This window comes from Clostridium cibarium (assembly GCF_014836335.1).
Lineage (GTDB): Bacteria > Bacillota > Clostridia > Clostridiales > Clostridiaceae > Clostridium > Clostridium cibarium.
In genome coordinates this window covers 68,491-94,756 of the sequence record NZ_JACSRA010000013.1, presented here as the reverse complement: position 1 = coordinate 94,756, position 26,266 = coordinate 68,491, and the positions used below count along the sequence as shown (strand labels likewise).

Here is a 26,266-nt window from a genome sequence, read left to right as displayed (position 1 = left end):
AGCACCTCAAAAGGGGTGCTGTTTTTATTTTATAAAATATTTTAAACAAAAAGTGAGAGAGGAAGAAAAATGGAGAAAACTAAAAAGAAATTAAATAATGATGATTTAATGTACAATATTGATGATACTCCAAGTACAATGGTTCAAATATTACTTGGATTTCAGAATATTTTCGCTGCATTTGGAGGAATTATAGCAGTTCCTCTTGTAGTGTCAAATGCACTTGGACTAGATGGAAAAGCTTCTACAACAATACTTGGAGCTACAATATTAGCATCTGGTATTGCAACTATAATGCAATCTAGAAGAATAGGTCCTGTAGGGGCAAAAGTGCCTTGCGTTATGGGAACTGACTTTACTTTCGTAGCTCCAATAATAGCAGTTGGATCAGCCGCTGGACTTCCGGCAGTAGTTGGAGCAACTATATTAGGATCTTTAGTAGAAGTAATACTTAGCTTTTTTATAAAGCCATTATTAAAGTTTTTTCCTAAAATAGTAACAGGAACTGTTGTGTGTTTGATAGGTTTAACTTTGGTACCTGTTTCTATTGATTGGGCAGCAGGAGGAAACGGAAGTAAAGATTATGGTAGTATTAAGAATATTGCTATAGCCATGTTTGTGCTTATAATAACTTTACTAATTAATAGATATGGCAAGGGAATAGTTAGTTCTGCATCAGTTCTAATAGGAATGGTTATTGGATATGTAGTTTGTATACCTTTTGGCATGGTGGATTTTAGCTTGGTTAAAGAAGCAAGTTGGTTTGAGTTTCCTAAATTATTTGAATTTGGAGTGGATTTTAATTTAAAGTATGTAATGGCATTTGTACCTGCATATATTGTCACAGTAATTGAAACTGTAGGATGTTTAGCTACTATATGTGAAGTTTCTAAAATAAAAGCTGATGACAAGATTATAGGAAGAGGAGTTTTATCAGATGGTGTAGGAAGTGCCTTAGCAGGAGCTCTAGGAACTTTTCCTAATACTACTTTTAGTCAGAATGTTGGACTTATACCATTAACAAGAAATGCTAGTCGCAAAGTAGCTATTATGGCAGGGATACTTCTAGTAGCACTTGGATTTTTGCCTAAGTTTGCAGCACTTATAAATATAATGCCATCACCAGTTTTAGGTGGAGTTGGGATAGTCATGTTTGGAACTATTGCAGCTGCTGGAATTAGGACGTTAAGTACTATAGAAATGAATAATAGAAATATTTTAATAATTGCTGCCTCAATAGGATTAGGACTTGGTGTTACATTCAGACCTGAATTTATATCGCAGCTTCCAGAAGGAATAAGATTGATATTTTCATCAGGAATTTCAACAGGAACAATAGTGGCATTAATTTTAAATAAAATACTAAAAGAAGAAAATAAGGAGGAAAATGATAATGAAGTCATTGCATAGAAAGATATTAGAAGAAGGACGAGCTTTAAATAGAAATGTCTTAAAAGTAGATTCATTTTTAAATCATGGCGTAGATCCAAAACTTATGAAAGAGATTGGAATTTGCTTTAATGAGTATTTTAAGGAAAAAGGTATAACTAAGGTATTTACAATAGAAAGTTCAGGAATAGCACCAGCACTTATGACTGCATTACATATGAATCTACCAATGGTAACATTAAAGAAACAAACATCTAAGATATTAAAAGATGGTGTATATCAAACAACGGTACATTCCTTCACCAAAGGGCTAGATTATGAACTCACATTATCAAAAGATTATATTAGTGAAGGTGATAAAATTTTAATAATAGATGATTTTTTAGCAAATGGAGAAGCTGCTTTAGGGGCAGCAAGAATTATAGAGCAAGCCGGAGCAAGAGTTGGTGGAATAGGAATAGTGATAGAAAAGTCTTTTCAAAAAGGAAGAGAATTGTTAGATAAAAAAGGATATGATGTATATTCTCTAGCTAGGATAAAAAGATTAGATGAAGGAGTAATTGAATTTTTAAAATAAATAATATTGCGAAAATCCTGTAATAATTGTTATATTATTACAGGATTTGTATTATAATAAAATAAATAGATATTTATATGGGAGGGGAGTATATTGAATATAAAAGTATTAGAAGAAAATTATATAGTTTGTCGTCTTGATAATGAGGAAGTAGTTCCAAGATGGGTTAACTCTAAGAAGTTTACCTCGATAACTAGAACAGAAGATGAATTAAGTATAGTATGTGAGGATAAGAACATTCCCCAGGAAATAAAAGTTGAGAGAACCTGGAGAATTTTGAAAATTGAAGGACCATTAGACTTTTCACTTATAGGGATTTTATCGAATATAAGTAGCATTCTTGCAGAAGAAAAAATAAGCATATTTGCCATTTCAACTTTTGATACAGATTATATCCTAGTAAAGGAAGAAGATTTAGAAAAAACTATTAATACATTGATTGCTAATGGCCATAATATAATTAATATTAATAACTAAGGCATAGGACAAAGTATCCTATGTTTTTATTGTCTATAAAAGAAAATATGTATTAAGTTTAGGTTTAATGGTTAAGTTATTATTGGGTAAGTAGATTAACAGGGGGAAAATCATGATTAAGAAGATATTGACCACATTAATTACAATTGCATTAGTTATTATAGCTTTTGTAGCCAAAATACCGAAAGCTGGTGTTAAATCAAAATTTGATACTTTAAGTGATGAAGTTGATATTAGATTTTCGGTAATAAGTGATTTGCACATAGCACCCCATAAAGTTAGAGAAAGGGATAGACTTAAAAAGGTATTTTCAACTATCTATAATTTAGATAGTAATATGAAAGTTATTGCTATTGCAGGAGATCTAACAGATAGTGGATCAAAAGGTGAATACGAAGTCGTAAAAAACATTATAAATGATAATAAAAAAGCAAAAACACAGATTATAGCATCAATGGGTAATCATGAAGGTAATTCAGCAGAACTTTTTAAATCAACTATAGGAAGAAATCCAAAAGAAAATATAAATTTAGATGGATATCACTTTATAACATTAAGTCCACGTACAAGTGAAGGTGAATATGGGGGAAGTAATTACTATTTAGATGAAAGTTGGCTTATAGAACAATTAGATGAAGCAGTTAATGAGGATCCTAATAAACCTATATTTGTATTTATGCACCACGGAATAAAGAATACAGTTTGTGGTACAGATTTATGGAATACAAATGATTTAGCAGAAGTTTTTAAAAAATATCCTCAAGTTATACATTTCTCAGGACATTCACATTATCCTTTGAATGATCCTAAAAGTATATATCAAAAAGATTTTACAGCTATTAATACTAGTACAATAAGCTATTTTGAATTAGAGCCAGATATGATGTATGGAAGTATTCCGCCTTACTCAGATAATGCTTTTCAGATGATGGTAGTAGAAGTAAAAGGGAATGTAGTTAAGGTTAAAAGATTAGATTTATTATCAAATCAATATATAGGTGAAGATTGGATAATAGATATCTCAAAGGGAAAGAAAGATTTTAAATATACAGATGACAGAAAAGAAAAGAGTAAGGAACCATATTTCGATATAAATGATGTTAGAGTAAGTGATATTGAAGGTATGAATTGTAGAATTGAAACAAATCAAGCTAAGATAAATAAGAAGAGTGAAAGTGAAGATATAGTTTATTCTTACAAATATGATTTTAGAAATAGAAAAACAGGAGAAATAGAGAAAACGTACAAAGTAAGTTCACAGTTTTATTTAATTCCTATGCCGCAAGTTTTATCTCAAGAATTTGAAAAGTTAAATTCTGAAACTGAATATGAAGTAATAATAACAGCTATTAATGCCTATGGAATAGAAAGTAGTAACTCGGTAGGAGGAATGTTTAAAACAAAAAAGAAATAACATAAATTTTCAAGGAATATTTCTATTGCAAATTTAAGAAACTAAAAGTATTAAGAGAGAAGGAGTGATTTTATGGCCAAAGCTGGTATGAGAAGACCTGATGAAAATGAACCTCATGGAACTGAAAGTAATCATAAGCAACGTTTTACAAAACAAGAACCAACAGTTCCAGAAATACAAGGAAAAGCAAAGACTGGCAATAAAAAAGCAGGAAAAATATAAGGTTAAAAAAGAGATTGTATTAGTAAATTTTTATTAATACAATCTTTTTTTGTCTAAAAAATGAAAAGATATATTTTTGAGAAATATAGAGTATACTATTGAATTATTGCAAATATATACATTATATTCAAAATAAAATATGTTATGGAAATATATATATTAATTATAAAAATATTATTGATTTAGATTTGGGAATGTTTTACAATGGGGTTAGCAATTATTCATGAAGGGGTGATGAATATTATCTTATTTATTATATTAATAGGCTTAAGTATTGGAAGTTTCCTAAATGTATGTATATGTAGGATTCCAAATGAGGAGTCTATTTCTTTTCCACCGTCGCATTGTACAAGCTGCGGATATAAATTAAAGTTTTATGATTTAATTCCGGTTTTAAGTTATTTCATACTAAAAGGACGGTGCAGGAAATGCAAGGAAAAGATATCTATACAATATCCATTAGTAGAAATTACTAATGCAATATTATATGTAGCATTATATATTAAGTTTGGATGCACATTTGAATTTATAAAATATAGTATTTTACTATCAATATTAGTAGTAATAGGAATAATAGATTTACAAACACAATATGTATATAGGATTACCACAATAGTAGGAGCAGTATCTGGAGGAGTTTTTTTTATTATTAAATGGAAAATAGATAACAAATTTCCCGGAGGTTACGCTTTAGGTGCTATTATAGGATTTTTCATAATATATATAATTGTAAAGGTCACAGGAGGAATGGGTGAAGGAGATATAGAAATTGCAACAATTTGTGGACTATTTTTAGGGATAAAACAAATTATTTTTGCAATATTTATATCTTTTGTAACTGGAGGAGTTGTAGGATTAATGTATTTAATCTTTAAACTTAAAGGACGTAAAGATGAAATTGCTTTTGGACCATATCTAGTACTCGGAACTATTACTGCTATTTTTTTTGGCGTAAATATCATTAATTGGTATATTTCTTTGTGCTAGGTAATAAATATGATTTGGTTATAGAAACAAGGTAGGTGTGCTTATGGCAAAGAAAGATAGAAAGAGATTAGGTAACATTTTAGTTAATTCAGGAAAGATTACAGAACTTCAACTTGTTAATGCACTAAACAATCAAAGAATAGTTGGTAAGAAGCTTGGAGAGGTGTTGATAGAAAGTAAAGTAGTATCTGAAATCGATATAATTAATGCAATAGAGGAACAAACAGGAATAAGCAAGGTGGATTTAAGCCTTATACAATATGATAAAAAGGCTATTAAACTAGTGTCACAAAAATTGTGCAAAAAATATATATTAGCACCTTTTGGTTTTGAAGATAATAAGATTAAAGTTGCCTTTGAAGATCCTTTAAATATGTTTGCAATAGACGATGTTTCCATATCAACAGGTCTTGAAGTGCTACCGTATATTACCACTAAAGGAGACATACAAAAATTTATTGAGATAATTTATAGCAGCGAACAAGTTAAGGCAGCAGCAGAAGAATTGCTTAAAGAAACTATGGGATATAAGGAAGTTGAAGAAGACATTGAAGAAATGGATAATGTAAAAAATGCTCCTGTAGTTAAAATGATAGATCAATTATTCAAAAATGCAGTAGAAATGAGGGCATCAGATATACATATCGAGCCTTATGAAACTGAAGTAAGAATAAGATATAGAATAGATGGTGAACTTCAAACTATAAATAGGCTTGGTATAGAAAGCTTGGCACCACTAGTGACTAGAATAAAGATTTTATCAAGTTTAAATATAGCTGAAAGAAGGGTACCACAAGATGGAAAGATAATAACAAGGATAGGAGAAGAGGAAGTTGATTTAAGAGTGTCAATTTTACCAGTAATAAATGGTGAGAAGGTGGTTATAAGAATTCTTGATAGAAAAAGTTATAGGGTTAGCAAAAAGCAATTAGGATTAAGTTCTGAAAGCATGAAAAAACTTGAAAATATCATTTCCAGCCCAAATGGGATAATGCTTGTAACAGGGCCAACTGGTAGTGGAAAATCAACAACATTATATACTGTATTAAGCGAGTTGAATTCAGATAAAGTAAATATTATAACTATAGAAGATCCAGTTGAATATACTCTTGATGGTATAAATCAAGTTAATGTAAATTCGAAAGCAGGAATGACTTTCGCAAGTGGACTAAGAAGTGTGTTAAGGCAAGATCCAGATATAGTAATGATAGGTGAGATTAGAGATGATGAAACTGCACAAATTGCTATAAAAGCAGCTATAACTGGACATCTAGTGTTAAGTACATTACATACAAATGATGCACCATCATCTATATCAAGACTTGTAGATATGGGAATAGAACCATATTTAGTAACAACATCAATAGCTGGGGTAGTTGCACAAAGACTTGTTAGAAGAATCTGTCCATATTGCAATGAAAGTTATGAAGCATCAGATTATGAAAAAAAGGTGCTTAATCAAGATACTAATAAACCATTAATACTTCACAGAGGTAAAGGATGCGGACATTGTAACAATACTGGCTATTATGGGCGAATTGGTGTGTATGAAATTATGGAAGTTGGAAGAGCTTTTAGAGAAGCTATTACAAATAATATAAATTTGGACAAACTAAGAGATATAGCAAAAAAAAATGGTATGACAACGTTGGAAGAAGAATGTAAAAAGTTTGTTTTAAGTGGGATAACTACTGTAAAGGAACTTGCAACAATAACTTTATTAAAGGATGTATAAAAAGGTGGGATTGCTGTGAAAAGGTTTAAATACAAGGCCATGAAGAGCGATGGAAGTAAGGTTGAAGGGGAATATGAATCTTACTCTAAGGATTTAGTACTTTCTATGATAACATCAAATGGATACTATCCTCTAAGAATAGAAGAGATAGTAGAAAGTAAAAAAATTGAGTTTAAATTTAGAAAGAAGGTTAAATTAAAGGATTTATCAGTGTTTTGTAGGCAGCTTTATACTATGTTAGATGCTGGAATATCTATTACTAATGCATTAAATATTTTAAGAAATCAATTATACAATTATAGTTTAAAAGATGCAATTTCTCAAATAGAAGCTGATGTTAAAAAGGGTGAAATGTTATCAGATGCAATGAAAAAACATGGAGATATATTTCCAAACCTAGTAACTAGTATGGTGGAATCGGGGGAAGTTAGTGGTAACTTAGATGAAATGATGCTTAGGTTATCAGTAAATTACGAAAAGGAAAATAGAATCAATAAGAAAGTAGTATCGGCTATGATATATCCAATAATTTTATCAATTGTAGCTGTACTAGCAGTAATGATTATAATGATTTTTGTAATGCCAATTTTTATTCAAATATTTAATGATATGGATGTAAAACTTCCTATTGTAACAAAGGCACTACTTGCTGTAAGTGGATTTTTACAGAGAGATATTATATTTATCTTATTAATTATTATGGCCTTGATAGGAGGTTTTATATATTATAAGCAAACTGAAAAGGGAATGTGGTTTGTAAGTAAAGCAAAACTTAAAATGCCTATTATAGGAAAGTTAAGCAAAAAAATTATAGTATCTAGATTTACTAGAACTTTGTCAACGTTAATGGCTTCGGGGGTGTCATTAATACAAGCATTGCCTATAGTAGGAGCTGTTCTTGGAAATAAGGTGGCTGGAGAAGCAATAGCTACAATCAGGGAAAGAGTAGCTAGAGGAGAAGGGTTAAGCGATCCTATTAAAAGAATAGAAATATTTCCACCTATGTTATCCTCTATGATTAAAATAGGTGAAGAAGCTGGTTCGTTAGATGATATTTTAAATAAAACTGCAGACTTTTATGATGAAGAAGTTGAAGAAGCAATACAAAATGTCACAGCATTAATAGAACCACTATTAATAATAGTGATGGGGGTAGTAATCGGGTTTATAGTTGCGGCTATAATGCTACCAATAGTTGATATGTATTCAGCAATGTAGGTTTAAATTTTAAATTTAAATATATTACAAAATATCTAGGAGGGGTTTATATGTTAAAAAATTTAATGAAGAAGAAGAGAGGAAAGGGCTTTACTCTTATTGAACTTATTATAGTTATTGCAATTATTGCAATTCTTGCAGCTTTGATAATTCCAAAGTTTGGAGATATTAAAGAGAAAGCTAATGCCAAAGCTGATATTTCAAATGCAAAGAATATACAAAGTGCTGCTGTGGTTTTTGATGAAGAAAATCCAAAGGCTATAACTACCACTTGGCAAGCATTATCAGCTGTGACAGATAGTAATGGGAAAACTCTAGAAAATAGTCTTCAAAGTGTGCCAAAAGCAAAAGCAAAAGATTATAAGGATTCTGATTTTTATGTTGAGAAAGATGCTAATGGCGATATTATAGTAGGCGTGAAGAAAAGTGCTAGTGGTTCTAGCGAAGAAGAAATATATCCTAGCGCAGGAACAAATACTCCATACAAACTTGATTAAAGTTTGTTAAGTTAATTAAAGTGTAAGACTTAAGTCTTACACTTTAATAAAATGGCAGCTTAAAATATAAAGATTAAGCAAAGAGGTGACAAAGATGTCTACTAAAACTAATAAGAAAATAAGCTTTTCAAAGATTAAGGATCTAGGAAGCATTGATATAAAAGATATATTTAGAAAACCAAATGAAGATGGAGAATTAGAAAAAAAGAAATCAAATAAAAAAGTAAAGGAAATGGCTAAAAATGTAGTAGCTATAGATATAGGAAGTAACTTTATAAAAATGGGGGAAGGGAGATATTATAAAGGGAAACTTAGGGTAACAAATCTTCTTCAAATACCAACTCCAGAAGGAGCAGTAACAGATGGAAAAATATTAGATAGTGAGATATTAGGAGAAATAATTCAATATGCTTTTAAAGGGTATGGGATAAGAGCAAAAGAAGGAATTATTACTACTAATTCTTCAAGCATTATAAATAGAGAGGTTATAATTCCAAAAGTATCAGATGAAGAAATAGAAACTGTAACACGATATGAAATTCAACAATATCTTCCAATAAACCTTGATAACTATATTGTTGAATTTATTGTTTTACAAGAATTGGAAGAGGAAACTGGGATAAAACTTAAATTAAATGTTATCACATTTCCTGAACAAGTTGCTTTTGGATACTATCAGTTATTAAATTCATTGGAAAAAAATCCGTATGCTCTTGATGTAAGTTATAATTCTATAAAAAAACTAGCAACTTATACTGAAATAGGAGTAAAGGAAATTGAAGGAGAAGAAAATACTGTTACTTTTGTTGATATGGGAGCAACAAAAGTAAATGTAACGATAATAAAGAATGACAAGGTAGATTTTAATAGAATAATTAAATTTGGTGGAAATAACATTAATAATGCATTAAATGAAAAACTTAATATATCAATAAAGGGCACAGAATCAGCTAAGATTCAGAAATCCAGTTTATTAGAAGAAGATGAATATGATGAATTTAATCAAGTTGTAAGAGACTCTATTGATGATTTTTTAGATGAATTTCAAAGGGTATTACAATTTTATAACAATAAATCAGGAGGAAATCCTGTAGATAAAATATTTATATATGGAGGAACAGCAAATTTAAAAGGATTAAGTACGTATATGACAAAAAAATTAAACAAAGAAGTTGAAAAGATAAGCTTTTTAAAACATGTTGAGTTAAATGCAAGAAAAGTAATTGGGGAACCTGTTTGGGAATATTTAAATGTAATAGGCTCCATAATAAGACTTTAGGAGGTTAATATGAGAACGGATTTGAACTTCTTTAGTCCTTATCAAGGAATAAAAAAAGAGAAAAGTGATAGTAAGAAATATATATATTTTGCTTCAGGAGTTATTGGAGCTATTATTATTGGATCTTTAATATGGAACACTGTAAATATATATAAGGTGCAAAGTGAAATAGATGATTATAACACTAAACTTTCAGATAACACCTTAAAAGCAAAATTGAAAGAATCAGGGGAGATTACAGTAAAAACAGCATCATTAAATCTGTATGATCAAGATTTTACAGAGTTAGCAACGGCTATAAAGAGTAGAGAGGTTATAGATATAGACTTATTAAATGCTTTAAGTTCTACGCTGCCAAGTGAAGTTTGTTTTACGAGCATTGATGTGCAAAAAAACAAAATAAAGATTATTGCAGAGGCTACTAGAAGATCAGCAATTGGAGAGCTTGAGCATAACTTGAATAGTTTGAAAAATGTTCAAAATGTATATGTAAGTAAAATAGTTGAAACGGGAGTCTATAGCTGTGAAATAGAATGTTCGTTAAAGGATGTTGAGTAATATGAATATAAGTAAGAAAGAGAAATATCTATTGATAATAGTGGGGTTACTAGGTATAAGTGCCTTATATTATACCTTTGTATATTCAAAGCAAAGTCAAAAGTTATCCGATATGAAAAGTGAAAAAATAAAGCTTCAAGATAAGTATGATACTGAAATGAACGAAATTAAATCATTGGATAGTCGAAAGGATAATATGCAATCATTATATGATGAACTTAGTAGTAGAACAAAGGGATATTATCCAACAATAAGTCAAGAAAAATTAATAATTGAATTGGATAAATTACTTCAAGAGAGTGGACTTAAAGGAGATATAACATTTAATCGTGAAAAATCGGCTCCAATTGAAAAAATGAACGCACCTGATAAAGGAGAACTTAAGGATAGCTTAGAATTTTCTTCTGATTTTTACAATGGTAAAATGTCTTCGGAAGAAAAAGCTAGTTTGGAAGAAAAGGCTAAAAATGATGAGAAAAATGATAATTCATCTTCTACAGATTCAGAGAAGAAAGAAAGTACAAGTGCACTATCAAAGCAGATGAAGCTAAGCATAAAATTTACCGGAAGCTACGGAGCATTAAAAAATTTCTTGCTATTTTTAAAAGGGTATGACAAGAAAATAGTAGTTCCAACAATTAAAATTAATTTAAAATCTGAAACAGATTTATCAGGAGAGATGCAACTTGAATTCTATGGAATGTCACCGCTTAATGATTTAGCAGAGGAATATTTGAAATGGACAATAGTAAATGTATATGGAAAAGAAGCACCATTTAGTAAAGGCGCTGCAACAGGAGCTTATTCTTCTACATTGGAAGAGCAAAGTCAAAAGGAAAATAAAAATGATTTTGCTATGATATTGAGGTCACCAACTTCGGATTTACCAACATTGACCATGGGGAAATCAAATGATGAATCAAGATTGAGTTATCTATATTCTGATATTGATAGCCTTGAAGATGTAACAATTGAGCTTATAGAGAAGGATGAAAAATATTATTATAAGTATAAAACTTCTAAAGATAGTTATCCAAAAGATGATCCTTTAGGAAAAGAATTTATACCAAGTTCAGGTAACATATTAATAGATATTTTAAGTGAACAAAGGATGGGGACAAGTGATGTTTCAGGAGTAAAGTTAAAAATAGTAAACAATACGAGCAAAGAAGTAAATGTAACTGTAAGAAGTGATGATTCTAATAAACCAAGGGTAACTATAACTAGTGAAGGGAAGACAGTTAATGTTACTAAAAAGTAGGTGGTTAAGGTGAATTCTAAGAATAAGTGCAATAATGGCTTTACACTTATTGAGGTAATAATTAGTGTTGCTATTTTGGCAATGCTAATTATTCCTTTGGCTAACTCAATAATACAATCTGTAAAAATAAGTAAAACCAGTGAAAGAAAGCAAACGGCAGCTTTTGAGGGGCAAAAGATATTGGAAGAGTTTAAGAGTTATAAGAGTTTTACACTTAGTGGCAAAGAGCTGGAATTGCTAAATGGGTCTAAAATAAAGCAAGATAGTAAAAATAAAGGAGTATATAATGGGGATTTTACTTATACAAAGGGGAAGGATGATTATAAAGTAACAATAAATATGGAACAGGAAAAAGAATTGAAAAATAATGATGAAAGCAAAACACCGGTTTTTATAATTAATTTACCTAAAGCTGGTGAACTTAGTACAAAGCAAGATGGACAAGATGAAGTTTCTGATAGCTTTTCTAGCGATGCTAAAAATATTATGGCTGAAATATCAAATGGAAATCAAACAGATTATACTATGAGGTTTACCTATAAAGATAATAATGATATTGATAATTTGATAGATGAATTTACTAATATTAAAGATTTAGATTCTGAAAACATAATAATAAATGTGGGAAAAGACTATACAAAAGAACTTAATATTAATATAAAAAATAGCACAGTAGATAGTAGTGGAAAAAATTCTATAAAGTTAAATGTTATAACCAATATTGATGAAGCAGATGATGAAAAAGCGAGAGGTATTATTAATGTAGAATCTATTTTAGGAGATGTTGTTATTAGAAAAAATGGAAATACAACAAACTATGAGAAGATAGGTGATTTGTATAATATTAATGTTCAAGTCCAATTAAATGGTGAGATACTTTTTAATAGTTCTGTATCACAAAATATTGAAATTAAAAAAACGCTATCACACTAGGGGGGAGTATTATGAATAAATGTGTGAAGAAAAAAGGATCTAGTTTGATAGTTGTAATAGCAGTTACATCAATAATTTTTGTTTTAGCAATAGCTATGCTTGGAATGATGGTTACTGGATATAAAAGTAGGGTAGCTGAAAGTAAGAGATTACAAGACATGTATGAATCGGATTCGCGTCTTGATGTAGTTTATAACATAATTAGAAAAACTTCAGAAGCAACAATACTTAAGGCAGGAAAAGATGTTGAAACTGAAGAAGATGAAGATAAGCAAAATAAAGATTTTAAGAATAATTTCTACAATTACCTGCTTAGTGGGTTAGATCTTGTAGATACAAGCCAAACATATCTTAAACAATGTATTTTAGATTTTAAGTATCCAGAGTATAAGGTAGGAGGAAAAATTGATTTTATATATCTAGATAATAAGTATAAAGATGCGGATATTAAAATAACTGAATTTAATCATGTAGAAAGTGAAAAAAAGATTTGTATTACTGTGCAATCTACATTTGAAACTAAGGGGGAGAAAAATAAGAATAGCAAGACAATTGAAACAAAGTTTGTGATAAACTCTCCAGACTATAAGAGGATAGATGTAAGTAAAGGGACTGATATTGAAATGAGCCCAGTATATGATGGGAAAATTATTACTGCTGATGGAGATATGACTGATGAAAGTAATAAGATTAAGGCAAAGGGGAATATATGGGTAAAAGGTATAGGAACAGAGAAAATGAATAATTATTCTGTTGATAAATATAATGGTGGAATTAAGCTAAATGGGGTTGGTTCAGATGTAATAGATGAAAAAGATTTCCCTACGTTGATTGGAGATATTTATACTGCAAGAACTGTAAATATAGGTGGAAGTAAAACGAGTGCAAAAATAAGTGGAAACATTTATTCTTCAAATACTTATTTAGGAGGAAGTGGATCAGCAAGTGAGCTATTAACAATTAGCGGGGATTTGATAACAAACAATGACTTGACTTTAGATTCAGCTGGAAGTAATGCAGTAATGAAAAACTATTACGGCATAAATGATAAAACTGTTGATTATAGTAAGGAGCCTGATCTTGCAGCACGAGAGTCTAGTTGTATTATAGTTAATAATACAGATGCAAAGTTAACTGTAAGTGAGGATGCTTGTATTATGGGAGTAGCATATATTGATACTAAGGAGAAATATCAAACAGGAGAATCTGTTGCAATTAAAGGAAATTATGTTGCATATACAGATCCAGGTACAAGCGATAAAGTTATTTTAAAATATTATGATCCTCTTCAATTGATTGAATTTAAAGTAAATGCAACTCTTCAAGATAAAGTTAATCACTTTGTCAATTTTTTCGATGTGAGAAATAGTAATAGAAGTAATAATATTGAAAAGGCAAAGGGGATAACTTTTAATAAGATATATTCTGCTGGAGCATATGTTGATAATAATGGAGCTCATGGAAATGCAACTTTGGAAGAGCAGGCAGAAAATGAAGTAAAGGGATATAGTAGAAGTATAGATAGTAAGAAAGATGAGTTTGCAATAAATGTATTAGCTATGGGTTCTACATTTGGACTAACACCTACGGATAGTAATAACTTAGTTGGTAATATATATAATCAAGGAAAGGTTGTAAGAACAGTTGGAGATCATAGTGATAATGAAAATGAAAAAGAGGATATTGGAAACAATGCTGTTCAACAAATTGATTTTGGAAAAATTAAAGAAAAAAAATTTCAAATTGACGAATTAGATGATTTTTATGGAAAAGTAATTTTGAGAGGAAAAGGTGAAAAAGTAAAGATTACTCCAGGGAAAATTATAATAGATGATAATGAAAGTATTGATCTTAATGAAGAGGATATGAGAGCTCTTATAGTGACTAATGGTGATGTTCAAATAGATTCCAGCGACGGAGAGATAAATTTTACTGGAAATATAATAACTTCAGGCAATGTATATATTGAAGGAAGTAATATTATTAATTTAGTTTACGATAAAGATGTGACAAATCATATATATGCCATAAATAAAAAATATTTAGATGAAATATTTATAAATAGAATAACAGATCCAAAGGTTCATGTGAATTTTAAAGATGATATAGCAGGAAGTTTAATTGATTATGATGAAAATGGATATTTAAAGAAAGGGATATGGAAAATTATAAAGTAATGGGGTGAAATAAGTGAAAAAAAAATCTAGGGGAGTTACTTTAATTGAATTAATAATCGTTATATCCCTTACACTTGTTATATTTGGAGCAGCACTTACTTTTTGGATCATTAACAATAGAAGTCTTACAAAGGCAGATTTACAAAACACATTACAAACAGAAGGCAAGGATATTGAGGAGAAGTTACTTAAAGTAGGAACTGAATCAAAGGAAATAACAAGTATAGTTAAGTTTCCTGAGGATAAGGAGGTTATTAACGAAAAGTTAGGTTCAATATCGTTAGATAGTGATGATAAGTTTAAGATTAAAAATATAGTTTTCAATTCATCTGAAAATATAAGTGAAATTTTATTAGATGGTAGGACTTTAAAAATCATAAGCTCTTCTGGAGAAAAAGTGCTTTCAAAAAATGTTGAGGAACTAAAAGTTAAACCATTAAATTTAAATCAAATAGAAAATAAAAACAACAAAATGGTAAGAGAATTAAATGGCTTTGAGATTTCTATGATATTAATATTAAAAAAAGGATCAGTTACAGTAAATAATCCTGTTAGTGTAGTAGTAAAACTTAGAAATAAGGATGAATTTGTAACAGAGGCGGAGAATGAAGGAAAAGAATTGAGCGATAGATTATATAGAAGTATATATAGATCACAAGGATTTAAGGAGATAATTGGTTTATCAGGTAGTGAAGATATAAAAGATAAATTACTTAGTGACCTAACATTAGGGGACAAGGATGAACTACAAGTTACTAATGTAGTATTAAAGCAATATGATGGTTATAATATAACAATTTCAAAAAGTGATAAAAAATTAGAAATTATTAATGGCAATGGAGATAAAAGTACTATATCAAATAATGTAAAGGAATTTAAGATTATACCAATAGGCATAGAGAAAAAAGATAGAAAAACTACAAGATTTAGTGATTTGCCAGGATTTCAAATTTCTGTGATGTTAAGTTTTGACCAAGGTCCTAATAATAAAATATATCCTGTAAATATAATTGTTAAATTTTCATCACCTTAAATAATATCTTCAATTAATGAAGTACATTTAAGCTAATAGATGGGGGAGAGAAATGGAAAGAAAAAATAGGGTGGGTTTAGTTACCTTAAGTGTTTTTATATTTACCATGTTTATATCAGCAATTGGATACTATGTTTTTGCTAAAGAGGGAAGCGGAGATATAAGGGAACCTTTATTTGACGTAGTGGCATCAGCAAAAGGAAATTATAGTCCAGGTAAAGAAATCCCAGTAAAGTGTAAAATTGATATATCTTCTTTTAAAACCGATGAAGAGGAAGTGAGTTTTAGTGATATGGAGTTCTTTTTAAGTAATAAGAACGTAGTATCAGATAGAAATGTAAATTTAGATAACTTAGCGCCAGGTACTATAATTTATTTAGAAGGTAAAAGTGAAAAGATAAATGACTATACTCAGAAAATTATAGATGGATATTTTAAGAAAACTACCATCGAATTTTGTTTGTACTTTCAAGTAAATAAGCTTCCTAAAGATGCTGATGGAAAGGAGTTAAATGTAATTATTGATGATAGTTTATTGAAAAATTCTTTTATTACTTGTAATAATCGGAAGATATATTTTAAAGAACTAAGTCAGACAAGCAGTATAAACGTTAATGTAGCAGGAGAATCTTCAAATAATGTTATACCCGCTATATCAGCCACATGTAAAAATGCAAAACCTAATCCAAGTATTCTAAATGAAAAAGTTAATGTAACTTATGAAATAAATGCAGAAAATTTTAGTTATCCAAATATAATTGATGGGGGCACAGATACAATAATTTTGGTTGATAATTCAAATTCTAATAGCGGCGGCGAAAATCAATCTGTAATTAAAAATGAGTTGTGGAATAAATTGTCGGGTCAAAATAATCTTAGAATAGGAAAAGATAAATTTGGAATAGTATCTTTTTCTGACAGTGTTGTAGGTTATAAAACTGTTCCGGATAACTTGCGTAATGAGGATAAGATTCCAGGAAGACAGGATGATGAAGTAGAAAAGGAATTAGCTTCTTATTTGACAGATTATTATACTCAATATAATGATAGAACTTTGAAGGGATGCAGTGGTATGTTTTCAGACCCAGAGTGTAATGGATTAACCTGGAACGGCGGGAATGGAAAAAAGATAGTAGAAGGATTTAAAAAAGTAAAAGAAATATTCGATGAAAAGGATAGAAGAGATTTAGCAAAAGGGTTAAAGCCAACTATTAAAAATGTAGTTTTAATAGTATCAGGAAACCTTAATTACCCTGAAGATAAGACTAAACCTTATCAAATAACAGAAGAGCAAGTTAAAGAAATAAGAGGCTATAATTACAATGTTTATACACTTCAAATGAACCCAAGAGAAACTTCCAAGGATGATTTAAGTGTGGAGAGATTTCATAAAAGTATAGGGGGATTAGAAGGTGATTTTTATAGAAATGAAAAGTATATAAATGAATCGCATAATTTTTTAATGGATTTTGTTGCTAAAAGCATTGTTAAAGGAAAGCCGAAAGCATATGAGTTTAAAAACTTTACCTTAACATTTGATTTAGGAGACAGCTTTGGTAAAACATCAGGAAAGCCTATATCAGATAGGATTATAGAAAAAAATATGGATAACATTAAGTTAGTTTCTGTACGAGATGAGAATGATGTATATAAGCCATATTGGTATGTGAAAAATGATAAAGGAGAGTATGTATTACTTGAAGATGGTGCAAGCAAAGAAAAACTTCAAGTTAATTTTGATGTTTATCCCAAAGAAATTGGAGATGATTTAAATTTTAAGAAAAACGGAAGTTATGTTCATTATAATGATGTTCAAGGTAATCCGGTAAAACATTTAATAAGTGATCCACATATAAGAGTTATAGATCCAGCAACACCAAGATATCATGGACTAGATAATGGTACAAGTGGAGATAGTATAATTATTAAGAGCGATGATACTAATATAGCTAGTGGAACAAATGCAACAATATTAACCTATGCAAATGTTTATGCAAAAGATGTTAAGTTAGAATTGATTTTAGATTCCAAATTGAATTTTATTGGACAAGATGCTAATTTGTATATATATAGGAAGGGAGAATATATAGATAAATTAACTGTACCTTGTATTGATGAAGTACAATCAGATGGTAAGTCAATTAAGAAGTTAATTATAAATAACATGCCAGATAGTTGGCAGCGTGGAGATATTGTATTATTAAAGTATATGGTTAGAGTTCCTAAAGATTCTGAGGAAGGCGATAAATATATTAATACTGCAATATATTCAAGAGTAGTTGAAGGTCTGGAAGAAAAAACATTTAAGGGCAATCAATTGTTTACTATAATAAGTGCAGAACCACCAAATTTATTTTAATGTAATTTATGACACACTTCGCTTTAGGATATGCTAATAAGGAATCGTATTCTAAGTGAGGTGTTTATTTGAGAAAATAAGTAGATATAAATTGCAACAAAGTTGAAAAATTTGGTATAATATAAAGTATAACTAAAGGAAAAAGGAGAAATTTTCATGAGATTTTTAGCTGATAGCAAAGAATATTCTTTAGATAAGGAACATTTTGGTGATTTCTTAAATGATGAAGAAAATCCTATTAAGGATATTGATGAAGACTATATATTAGAGATATTAAAAGGAAAGAAATTGGATTTTGAAAAAGCTTACTATAATTATTCTTGTGTAAATTGTAAATCAGAAAAACAAGGAAAAAGCAAAGCATATGAGTTTTATGAATATCACTTTTATCTTTATACAAAAGATGGCGTTGTAGTTTCTAATAGCTTTCAAACAGAAGAAGGAGAGAGTTATGCAAGATTAGAAAAGGTAGGAAAGGTCAATAATAGTTATATAGTAAGCATAATTATTTGTGCCGAATGTGGCTATTTTGAAATAGAAATAGAAGAATTTGAAGTATAAGGAGATGTAGTATCATGGGGGGAAAGTTTTTTAAACTTACATTAGCAACAATTCTTGCAAGTTGCATGTTTTTAGTAGGTTGTGGAACTAGTAGTAACAAATCAGAAAGTAGTGGAAAAGATAGTACAGAAAATAAATTACCTGTAGCAACTATAACTATCAAAGATTATGGTAAGGTTAAGGCGGAATTATATCCAGAGTATGCACCAAATACAGTTAATAATTTTATTTATCTTGCCAATAGTAATTTTTATAATGGATTGACATTTCATAGAGTTATTAAGGATTTTATGATTCAAGGTGGAGATCCTAAGGGAAATGGAAGTGGAGGACCTGATTATACAATTAAGGGCGAGTTTCCAAACAATGGATTTAAGCAAAATACGTTAAAACATACAGAAGGTGTGTTATCCATGGCTAGAAGTAGTCAAAAAGATAGTGCTGGAAGTCAATTTTTTATTATGACTAAAGAAGCTAGCCATTTAGATGGCGATTATGCTGCATTTGGAAAGGTTATAGAAGGTATGGATGTAGTACATAAAGTTGAATCTGTTCAAACAGGAAACAACGATAAACCTGTAAAAGAGGTAGTGATTGAATCAATTAAGGTTGATACCAATGGAGTAGATTATAAAGATCCAGAAAAGATGTAGTTGTACACTCATAAATAATATTATTAAGAGCCATAATATTTATGAGGAGGGATAGTGTATGACTAAAAGTAAACAGCCTAACAATGGAATGCAAAAAGGCGTGAGAAGACAAAAGCTACATAGGGATCAAGATAATGTTGGGGATGAGAAGAATCCTCCACAATATGAAAACCATAATGGGGAACCTATTTATTAGATTATTTTGAACTTAATAAGAACTAAAAAACTGTCTAAATACAAGACAGTTTTTTTAGTTAAGTGTAAAATATGACTTAGAAAAGTTTATTTATGGCAAGAATCATAAGTATTACTCCAGAGAGCCAAGAAAGGTTAATATTAGATTTTTCTAGTAGTTTTTTACCAATAAAAACTCCAAGTAGTACGATAATAATACCAATTATAAAGCAAAGAATAATTGTTCTAATATATCCCCCGCCAGCTAAACTGCTTCCAAAACCTACAGCCAAGCTATCAAAAGAAAGGGCAGATGCTAAATATAATGATTCTTTAGCAGTTAAGATCTTTGATTTATCAAAATCTGCCTTAGTTTCATCTGCATATACTTGTAATACAAAATTAATATCAAATATTTTGAATTTAAGAGGCTTGTCTAAGGCATTTTTTTGCTGGATATAATTTTTAAATAAACCTTCAAATAATCTATATATACCTAAAATCATCAGTATGGAGAAACTTAATAGGGTCGGTAAGCTTCCAGGCAAAAAATCTTTAATAAAACCCCCAGCAAAAATGGATACACCAAGAAATAATGAGCCAATACTACTGATAATTATAGATGAGAGAATTGGTATTTCTATTTTATTTGTACCATAGGCAATACTAGCAACAAATGCATCTATACATACTGATAATACTAGTAAAAGTGATTCAATCATAACTCATACCTCGACAAAGTTCTAGTTAATAATATAGTATGAGTCATAAATAGTTTAGTTACAAAATAAACTCCCTAATTTAGTTAGGAAGTTCATTTTGTGCTGTATAAGTTTCTATATTATTTTGTTTTATCCATTCACACCAAGTTGTTTTTAAATTATCATGATTATCTCTATTATATTGGTAAAAGTTTTTTAGAAACTCTATTTTAGAGTCATTTTTAGGAAGGGTAATATCTCCTAAAACTTCTTGTCTCTCTATAATATTATTCAATTCAGTGTTATTTGAATTTTTCATAATATCATACATAATCATAAACATGGTAGTTCTTTCATCTCCCAGCTTACAATGAAAATGGAGCCAAGTATCTTTTTTTAGAGTACTTGTATATTTTACAAATCTATCTACCATTTCATCAGTAGGTCTTTCTCCTTCCTTAACTGGAATTCTAAAATACTTTAAGTTATTTGGTCTAATTAATTTTTCTTCATTTTCTACCAAAGTAGGGGTTAGAGAATGTTTTCCATCACTAAGAGATATTGATTCTCCAAATGTAACATTAGATAAAAGTTGATTTTCTTTTTGGTTTATATCATTTAAGCATAAGCCTTCATTACAGATTGTATCATAATAACTTACAGCATTGCCATTAATGAAGCCGTGAGATTCTTGCCTTAGATCTATAATTATGACAGGTGGTGGCGTATTTAAATTTTCTTTAAGTCTTAATAATGAAAGTGATGTAAATTGAGCACTTCCAGATATATTTAAGGTATCAAGACCAACAAGTTCTAGATTTTTATCTTTTAACTTGCTTAAGTCAGAAGTTTTTCTAAAATTAAGAGGGAGAGTATCCTTATTTTCAAAATCTAAGGAAAGATTTGGTGTGGATTCAGATTTTGTATAAGAAGCACTTTTAGGTTTGTCTAAATTTAAAAATAATATTAAAAAAAATGATAGTATAAAGGCAAAAAATAGTTTAAATTTGTGTTTCATAAAAAGATCACTCCTAAAATATATCTTACGTTATAGTATGTGGAAGTGTGTAAATAAATATGTAAAATATAAGTTTCTTTTATGTTATAATTATTAACATAGATTAAGAATAAAAAACGGAGGATGAGTTTTATGTACAAAATCATTGCATTAGATATGGATGGAACATTATTAAATGATGAAAAGGTAATAACAGATAAAACAAAAAATGCTCTAATAGAAGCAAGAAAAAAGGGAGTTAAGGTAGTTTTAGCTTCTGGAAGACCAGTAGATGGATTAAAGAGATATTTAAATGAATTAGAATTAGTTGAAGACAATGAATTTGTACTTAGTTATAATGGATGTTTAGTACAAAAGACAAAGGGAGAAGAAATAATCTGTGAGGTAGGACTTACAGGAAAAGATCTTCATTATGCATATGAATTAAGCAGACAATTAGGTATAAATATACATGCATTCTCGCCTACCAGAGGACTAATAACTCCTAAAGTAAGTAAGTATACAGAAGTTGAAGCAAATATTAATGATATAGATATAAGAGTATGTGATTTTAACACTATTGAAGAAGATGAGCATATAGTTAAAATAATGTTTATAGATGAACCTGAAATTTTAGATAAGGCCATTGCATCATTACCAAGTGAAATATATGAAAGATATAATGTAGTTAAGAGTACACCATATTTTTTAGAAATAATAAATAAAGAATCAGGAAAAGGTGTTGGATTAAAAGCATTGGCAGACTATTTAGATATTCCTAGTAAAGAAATAATAGCAGTAGGGGATGCAGGAAATGATTTAGATATGATAGAGTTTGCTGGTCTTGGTGTAGCTATGGGAAATGCAACGGAAAAGGTTAAAGAAATTGCTGATTATATAACTGGGAAGAATACTGAAGATGGAGTTTTAGAAGTAGTCGAGAAGTTTATATTAAATGATTAATAAAAAGTTTATGCTTGTTAAATAGTAATTAAAATGACTATCACTATGAGGAGTGATAGTCATTTTTTGGTAAAATATTAGAAGTTCTCAGATAATAACATCTGTATAGCTAAGAAGAAACAGAACAATGTTAGTAGAGCTTTGTATTAATAAATTATTCTGCAACAGGTATAAATTCAAAATTTAAAACGTTAAAAAGTCCTTTATCAGTAATTTTGATATCTGGAATTACTGGTAATGATAAAAATGATAGTGTCAAGAAAGGATTAAAATCTATATTTGGGGATACTTCTTTTAGTGATATATAAAGTGAAGTTAGATCATCTAGTAGTTCATTAAAAGGACGAGCAGTTATTAATCCTGCTATTTCTAATTGAACGGATGAGAGCACTTTACCATTACTTACAATTACTATTCCGCCACCGATATCCTTAAGATTTTTTGATGCCATAAGCATGTCACTATCATTTGTTCCACAAACGATTAAGTTATGGGAATCATGAGCTATGGTAGTAGCAATTGCCCCTTTTTTGAGGTTAAGACCTTTTAATACACCAAGACCTATATTGCCAGTATTATTATGTCTTTCAATGACAGCTACTTTTAAATAATCTTGTTTTGTAGATGATACAAATTCAGATCCCATTTTTAATTCAGATATTTTAATTTTTAGATGGTTACTTTCTAGTTTGTTTTTATTTATTTCTATAATATTTAAAAAGTTTTTATTTTCTATATCAATTTTAAATGATGATTCGTTTAACTTCGGTAGTTTTATTGTGTTTTTAAAATTAGTTAAATCTATTTTTGAAGTTTCTTTATAAACAATTGTATTATTGGAAACTACAAGTTTACCATCCTTATAAACTTCACTAATTTTAAAGCTATTTAAGTCATCTAAAATAATAAAATCAGCTTTATATCCAGGGGCAATTGCACCCGTGTTTCTAAGTCCATAACATTCACAAGGGTTAATGGTTGCCATTTGAATGGCAGTAGAAGGATTAAGACCAAATTCTATGGCTAACCTAATTGAGGAATCTATAGTTCCTGTTGCAATTAAATCATCTATATGCTTATCATCAGTACAGAAGCAAAGTCTCCTACTATTTTTAATAGATGCTATGGAAATTAACTCCTTTAAATTTTTAGCAACTGTACCTTCTCTAAGGAATATATACATTCCTCTTCTGAGTTTTTCAATAGCTTCATTAGCATTAGAACATTCATGATCAGTTCTAATATTTGCAGTACAATAAGCATTTATATTATCTATGGTAAGTCCCGCTCCATGACCGTCAATTATTTTATTTCTTTTAATAGAAGATAAAAGTTTTGCAATCATATCATCTTTACAATTTGTTACTGATGCACAATCCATCACCTCACCTAATCCTAGAACTTTTTTATTATTATATAGAGGTATTAAATCTTCATTATTAAGGATAGCTCCAGAATTTTCAAATGGTGTTGAAGGTACACAGGAAGGAAGCATAAAGTAAAAATCAAAAGGAATGTTTTTACTAAGATCCATTAAAAGCTTAATACCTTCTATTCCAAGGACGTTTCCGATTTCATGAGGGTCAGCAATAAGAGATGTTACTCCATGGAGTAAAGCTATTTTGCTATATTCATTAGGAGTAGTTAGAGAGGATTCTATATGAGCATGAGCATCAACAAGTCCTGGACAAATATATTTATTAGTACCATCTATTGTATTTTTACCAGTATAATTACCAATACCAACTATATATTCATTTTTTATTGCCACATCACTTATGAATAGATCTTGTCCAAATGTATCTACAATAGAAATATTTTTTATTATTAAATCACAAGGAATTTCCTTTGAAGCTCCTTTAATTTGTTCAGTAAAGTTAATTTTTTTCATATTTTACCACCTCTATGTTATCTTATATTGTGTGAAATTTAGTTTGATCGAAATTAATTATATTGAATCTATGATACAACTTTATGAAAAATAATCAAGCTTTTTTTATTATTTCTTAATAATGATATGATAAATTAGATGAATATGATAAAATCCATAGAATAATTAAAGAAAAATTTTTTGTTAACATTTATCATATTTTATGCTTTAATATTAAAGATAAAGGGGGCGATTAATATGCCAATAAAAATACCATCAGAATTACCGGCATATAAAGTATTAAGTAATGAAAATATTTTTGTTATGAATAACGAAAGGGCTAATACTCAAGATATAAGACCACTTAAGATAGCTGTATTAAACTTAATGCCAAAAAAAATACAAGCTGAAAATCAAATATTAAGATATTTATCTAATACACCTCTTCAGGTGGAAATAAAGCTAGTACAAACTAAGAGTTATACTTCTCAGAATACACCAATAGAGCATTTAGATAAATTTTATAGTTATTTTAATGAGATAAGAGATGAAAAGTTTGACGGGTTAATTATTACCGGGGCACCAGTTGAACGATTAGAATTTGAGGAAGTAGCTTATTGGGATGAATTAAAGGAAATTATGGAATGGAGCAGGAGCAATGTATTCTCAACATTACATATTTGTTGGGCTTCACAAGCAGGGCTCTATTATCATTATGGCATTCCAAAATATTTATTAGATGAAAAGAAATTTGGAGTATTTTCACATAGAGTTAATGACGAAAAAGCAGAATTAACTAGGGGACTTAGTGATATTTTTTATGCTCCGCATTCAAGACATACAGAAGTAAGAAGAGAAGATATTGAGAAAGTTGAAGAACTTCAAATACTTTCTGAATCTGATGAAGCTGGTGTATTTATAGTTGCAACTAGAGATAATAGAAAAATATTTATAACTGGACATCTAGAATATGACAGAAATACATTAATGGATGAATATTATAGAGATAAGGAGAAAGGTATGGAAATTAATATTCCTAAAAATTATTTTCCAGACGATAATCCTGATTTAGTTCCATCTATGAGATGGAGAGGAAGTGCACATATAGTTTTTGCTAATTGGCTAAATTATTGTGTATATCAAAATACACCTTTCAATATTTCAGATATAAAAAATAGCTAAGGGGGAGCTAATGAAGTATTTCAAATCAATCCGCATTTTGAGACTTACGGAAAAAGAACTTAAAATAACTTGGGAAGATGAAAATGTTAACAATGTTAGTATCTTTGCTTTAGTAGGGAATACTGAAATTTTCTTAACAAAGGTAAATGGTGTTAATGAAGTAAAGATTACAGATCCTGATGTGGAAAGAAGAAATCTTTTTATATTAAGAGCAGAAGGGTACCATCATGAAGTAGTTGGAGAAATCCTATTACCATTTGAGGGAATACATCATTTTAGAGATATAGGAGGATATAAAAGTGAAGATGGTAGGAGAGTAAAATGGAATACATTTTATAGATCAGATAAATTGTCTTCACTAACTGCCTCAGATATAAGGTATATTAAAAATTTAAATATAAAGACTATATTAGATTTTAGGTCTTTACGAGAAGTAAGGGAGAGCCCTGATATAGCCATTAAGGGAATAGAATATATAAATTTATCAGCAATGTCGGTTATGGATAAAATTGAAGATGATTTTGACATGATGTCTATATTTTCAAATGATATTGCAAGTGAAGAGATAGAGAAAATTTTAGTTAAGGGATATAGTTCCATGTGTTTTAATAATCCTGCATTTAGAGAACTAGTCTATTGCTTGGAAAATGAAAAAAGATTGCCGATTGTGTTTCATTGTTCAGCAGGCAAGGATAGAACTGGTTTTGCTGCTGCACTAATTCTTTCTATATTAGGAGTTCCTGAAGAAACTATTATGGATGATTATTTAAAAACTAATTTTTATAGAAAAGAAATAAATAAAAAAATAATTTCTAAGATTCAGGAAAGAATAATTAATAAAGATAGAATTAAGCTTTTAAAATATATGTTAGAAGTAAAAAGAGAGTTATTAGAAGCTTCATTCGAAAGTATAAGAAATAGATATGGTAATATAGATAATTATCTTGAAAAAGAATATGGGCTTACAAGAAAGAAGCGAAAGGAATTAAAAAATAGGCTATTGTATTAATAAGTGCAAGATTCTATATCTAGTAAGCAAGATTTATATT

Annotated in this window: 25 protein-coding genes; 22 read left to right on the top strand and 3 right to left on the bottom strand. The window is 29.3% G+C overall.

Features of this window, described 5'->3' with window-relative positions:
- Positions 1-69: 69 nt before the first annotated feature.
- The 19 genes from H9661_RS09970 (at position 70) to H9661_RS09880 (ending at position 19,526) form a co-directional block, all read left to right on the top strand.
- Positions 70-1,410 carry a nucleobase:cation symporter-2 family protein gene (locus H9661_RS09970; protein ID WP_191768571.1) on the top strand — a complete coding sequence of 447 codons (1,341 nt, stop codon included), beginning with the start codon at positions 70-72 and terminating at the stop codon, positions 1,408-1,410.
- Positions 1,394-1,966 carry a xanthine phosphoribosyltransferase gene (locus H9661_RS09965; RefSeq protein ID WP_191768569.1) on the top strand — a complete coding sequence of 191 codons (573 nt, stop codon included), beginning with the start codon at positions 1,394-1,396 and terminating at the stop codon, positions 1,964-1,966. Before H9661_RS09970 ends, H9661_RS09965 begins: the two co-directional genes overlap by 17 nt.
- Positions 1,967-2,056: 90 nt before the next feature.
- Positions 2,057-2,443 carry an ACT domain-containing protein gene (locus H9661_RS09960; protein ID WP_341480419.1) on the top strand — a complete coding sequence of 129 codons (387 nt, stop codon included), beginning with the start codon at positions 2,057-2,059 and terminating at the stop codon, positions 2,441-2,443.
- A 112-nt stretch (positions 2,444-2,555) separates the two neighbouring features.
- Positions 2,556-3,857, top strand: a complete 1,302-nt coding sequence (locus tag H9661_RS09955; RefSeq protein ID WP_191768567.1) for a metallophosphoesterase family protein — start codon at positions 2,556-2,558, stop codon at positions 3,855-3,857.
- 72 nt (positions 3,858-3,929) lie between these two features.
- Positions 3,930-4,079 (top strand): hypothetical protein, encoded by a 150-nt coding sequence (locus H9661_RS09950; RefSeq protein ID WP_185966764.1) that lies wholly within the window; start codon positions 3,930-3,932, stop codon positions 4,077-4,079.
- A gap of 204 nt (positions 4,080-4,283) precedes the next feature.
- Positions 4,284-5,066, top strand: a complete 783-nt coding sequence (locus tag H9661_RS09945) for a prepilin peptidase (protein ID WP_423738983.1) — start codon at positions 4,284-4,286, stop codon at positions 5,064-5,066.
- Positions 5,067-5,109: 43 nt separating this feature from the next.
- On the top strand, positions 5,110-6,801 hold the full coding sequence (locus H9661_RS09940; RefSeq protein ID WP_191768565.1) for a GspE/PulE family protein: 1,692 nt from the start codon (positions 5,110-5,112) through the stop codon (positions 6,799-6,801).
- A 15-nt stretch (positions 6,802-6,816) separates the two neighbouring features.
- Positions 6,817-8,019: a type II secretion system F family protein gene (locus H9661_RS09935; RefSeq protein ID WP_191768563.1), complete on the top strand. Its 1,203-nt coding sequence runs from the start codon at positions 6,817-6,819 to the stop codon at positions 8,017-8,019.
- A 50-nt stretch (positions 8,020-8,069) separates the two neighbouring features.
- Positions 8,070-8,516 (top strand): prepilin-type N-terminal cleavage/methylation domain-containing protein, encoded by a 447-nt coding sequence (locus H9661_RS19870; protein WP_279290158.1) that lies wholly within the window; start codon positions 8,070-8,072, stop codon positions 8,514-8,516.
- Between the two features lie 94 nt (positions 8,517-8,610).
- Positions 8,611-9,795, top strand: coding sequence for a type IV pilus assembly protein PilM (gene pilM / locus H9661_RS09925; RefSeq protein WP_191768561.1), 1,185 nt, complete (start codon positions 8,611-8,613; stop codon positions 9,793-9,795).
- A gap of 9 nt (positions 9,796-9,804) precedes the next feature.
- Positions 9,805-10,353, top strand: coding sequence for a PilN domain-containing protein (locus H9661_RS09920; RefSeq protein ID WP_191768559.1), 549 nt, complete (start codon positions 9,805-9,807; stop codon positions 10,351-10,353).
- A 1-nt stretch (position 10,354) separates the two neighbouring features.
- The gene (locus H9661_RS09915) at positions 10,355-11,614 is read left to right on the top strand and encodes a hypothetical protein (RefSeq protein WP_143316170.1); all 1,260 of its coding nucleotides are present in this window, start codon (positions 10,355-10,357) and stop codon (positions 11,612-11,614) included.
- A 9-nt stretch (positions 11,615-11,623) separates the two neighbouring features.
- Entirely contained in the window at positions 11,624-12,547 is a 924-nt protein-coding gene (locus H9661_RS09910; RefSeq protein WP_191768557.1) for a prepilin-type N-terminal cleavage/methylation domain-containing protein, read from the top strand.
- 11 nt (positions 12,548-12,558) lie between these two features.
- A complete protein-coding gene (locus H9661_RS09905) occupies positions 12,559-14,724 on the top strand; it encodes a hypothetical protein (protein ID WP_191768555.1) in 2,166 nt (721 codons plus the stop codon).
- A 13-nt stretch (positions 14,725-14,737) separates the two neighbouring features.
- Positions 14,738-15,757 carry a type II secretion system protein gene (locus tag H9661_RS09900; protein ID WP_191768553.1) on the top strand — a complete coding sequence of 340 codons (1,020 nt, stop codon included), beginning with the start codon at positions 14,738-14,740 and terminating at the stop codon, positions 15,755-15,757.
- 52 nt (positions 15,758-15,809) lie between these two features.
- Positions 15,810-18,116: a hypothetical protein gene (locus H9661_RS09895; protein WP_191768551.1), complete on the top strand. Its 2,307-nt coding sequence runs from the start codon at positions 15,810-15,812 to the stop codon at positions 18,114-18,116.
- A 156-nt stretch (positions 18,117-18,272) separates the two neighbouring features.
- Complete coding sequence (locus H9661_RS09890; RefSeq protein WP_143316175.1) at positions 18,273-18,677, top strand: DUF3785 family protein; 405 nt, start codon at positions 18,273-18,275, stop codon at positions 18,675-18,677.
- A gap of 14 nt (positions 18,678-18,691) precedes the next feature.
- Complete coding sequence (locus H9661_RS09885) at positions 18,692-19,330, top strand: peptidylprolyl isomerase (protein WP_143316176.1); 639 nt, start codon at positions 18,692-18,694, stop codon at positions 19,328-19,330.
- Between the two features lie 58 nt (positions 19,331-19,388).
- Positions 19,389-19,526, top strand: coding sequence for a clostri-philic family protein (locus tag H9661_RS09880; protein WP_185966766.1), 138 nt, complete (start codon positions 19,389-19,391; stop codon positions 19,524-19,526).
- Between the two features lie 76 nt (positions 19,527-19,602).
- Here H9661_RS09880 and ytaF read toward each other — a convergent pair whose 3' ends face one another.
- Entirely contained in the window at positions 19,603-20,226 is a 624-nt protein-coding gene (ytaF, locus tag H9661_RS09875) for a sporulation membrane protein YtaF (RefSeq protein ID WP_143316177.1), read from the bottom strand.
- A 79-nt stretch (positions 20,227-20,305) separates the two neighbouring features.
- Positions 20,306-21,223, bottom strand: coding sequence for a protein-tyrosine phosphatase family protein (locus tag H9661_RS09870; protein ID WP_191768549.1), 918 nt, complete (start codon positions 21,221-21,223; stop codon positions 20,306-20,308).
- A gap of 132 nt (positions 21,224-21,355) precedes the next feature.
- Between H9661_RS09870 and yidA the strand changes: the two genes are divergently transcribed.
- Complete coding sequence (yidA, locus tag H9661_RS09865; RefSeq protein WP_191768547.1) at positions 21,356-22,165, top strand: sugar-phosphatase; 810 nt, start codon at positions 21,356-21,358, stop codon at positions 22,163-22,165.
- Between the two features lie 154 nt (positions 22,166-22,319).
- Here the strand turns inward: yidA and ade are convergent, their stop codons facing one another.
- Positions 22,320-24,056, bottom strand: coding sequence for an adenine deaminase (gene ade, locus H9661_RS09860; protein WP_191768545.1), 1,737 nt, complete (start codon positions 24,054-24,056; stop codon positions 22,320-22,322).
- A gap of 237 nt (positions 24,057-24,293) precedes the next feature.
- Between ade and metA the strand changes: the two genes are divergently transcribed.
- Entirely contained in the window at positions 24,294-25,217 is a 924-nt protein-coding gene (gene metA / locus H9661_RS09855) for a homoserine O-acetyltransferase MetA (RefSeq protein WP_143316181.1), read from the top strand.
- A gap of 10 nt (positions 25,218-25,227) precedes the next feature.
- Entirely contained in the window at positions 25,228-26,226 is a 999-nt protein-coding gene (locus H9661_RS09850; protein WP_143316182.1) for a tyrosine-protein phosphatase, read from the top strand.
- Positions 26,227-26,266 lie beyond the last annotated feature (40 nt).

Excerpts from the sequence above, each read along its gene's own strand:
- H9661_RS09970 (WP_191768571.1), top strand. The coding sequence starts at position 70 with ATGGAGAAAACTAAAAAGAAATTAAATAATGATGATTTAATGTACAAT.
- H9661_RS09965 (WP_191768569.1), top strand. The coding sequence starts at position 1,394 with ATGAAGTCATTGCATAGAAAGATATTAGAAGAAGGACGAGCTTTAAAT.
- H9661_RS09955 (WP_191768567.1), top strand. The coding sequence starts at position 2,556 with ATGATTAAGAAGATATTGACCACATTAATTACAATTGCATTAGTTATT.
- H9661_RS09950 (WP_185966764.1), top strand. The coding sequence starts at position 3,930 with ATGGCCAAAGCTGGTATGAGAAGACCTGATGAAAATGAACCTCATGGA.
- H9661_RS09945 (WP_423738983.1), top strand. The coding sequence starts at position 4,284 with ATGGGGTTAGCAATTATTCATGAAGGGGTGATGAATATTATCTTATTT.
- H9661_RS09940 (WP_191768565.1), top strand. The coding sequence starts at position 5,110 with ATGGCAAAGAAAGATAGAAAGAGATTAGGTAACATTTTAGTTAATTCA.
- H9661_RS19870 (WP_279290158.1), top strand. The coding sequence starts at position 8,070 with ATGTTAAAAAATTTAATGAAGAAGAAGAGAGGAAAGGGCTTTACTCTT.
- pilM (WP_191768561.1), top strand. The coding sequence starts at position 8,611 with ATGTCTACTAAAACTAATAAGAAAATAAGCTTTTCAAAGATTAAGGAT.
- H9661_RS09920 (WP_191768559.1), top strand. The coding sequence starts at position 9,805 with ATGAGAACGGATTTGAACTTCTTTAGTCCTTATCAAGGAATAAAAAAA.
- H9661_RS09915 (WP_143316170.1), top strand. The coding sequence starts at position 10,355 with ATGAATATAAGTAAGAAAGAGAAATATCTATTGATAATAGTGGGGTTA.
- H9661_RS09905 (WP_191768555.1), top strand. The coding sequence starts at position 12,559 with ATGAATAAATGTGTGAAGAAAAAAGGATCTAGTTTGATAGTTGTAATA.
- H9661_RS09895 (WP_191768551.1), top strand. The coding sequence starts at position 15,810 with ATGGAAAGAAAAAATAGGGTGGGTTTAGTTACCTTAAGTGTTTTTATA.
- H9661_RS09890 (WP_143316175.1), top strand. The coding sequence starts at position 18,273 with ATGAGATTTTTAGCTGATAGCAAAGAATATTCTTTAGATAAGGAACAT.
- H9661_RS09885 (WP_143316176.1), top strand. The coding sequence starts at position 18,692 with ATGGGGGGAAAGTTTTTTAAACTTACATTAGCAACAATTCTTGCAAGT.
- H9661_RS09880 (WP_185966766.1), top strand. The coding sequence starts at position 19,389 with ATGACTAAAAGTAAACAGCCTAACAATGGAATGCAAAAAGGCGTGAGA.
- ytaF (WP_143316177.1), bottom strand. The coding sequence starts at position 20,226 with ATGATTGAATCACTTTTACTAGTATTATCAGTATGTATAGATGCATTT.
- H9661_RS09870 (WP_191768549.1), bottom strand. The coding sequence starts at position 21,223 with ATGAAACACAAATTTAAACTATTTTTTGCCTTTATACTATCATTTTTT.
- yidA (WP_191768547.1), top strand. The coding sequence starts at position 21,356 with ATGTACAAAATCATTGCATTAGATATGGATGGAACATTATTAAATGAT.
- ade (WP_191768545.1), bottom strand. The coding sequence starts at position 24,056 with ATGAAAAAAATTAACTTTACTGAACAAATTAAAGGAGCTTCAAAGGAA.
- metA (WP_143316181.1), top strand. The coding sequence starts at position 24,294 with ATGCCAATAAAAATACCATCAGAATTACCGGCATATAAAGTATTAAGT.
- H9661_RS09850 (WP_143316182.1), top strand. The coding sequence starts at position 25,228 with ATGAAGTATTTCAAATCAATCCGCATTTTGAGACTTACGGAAAAAGAA.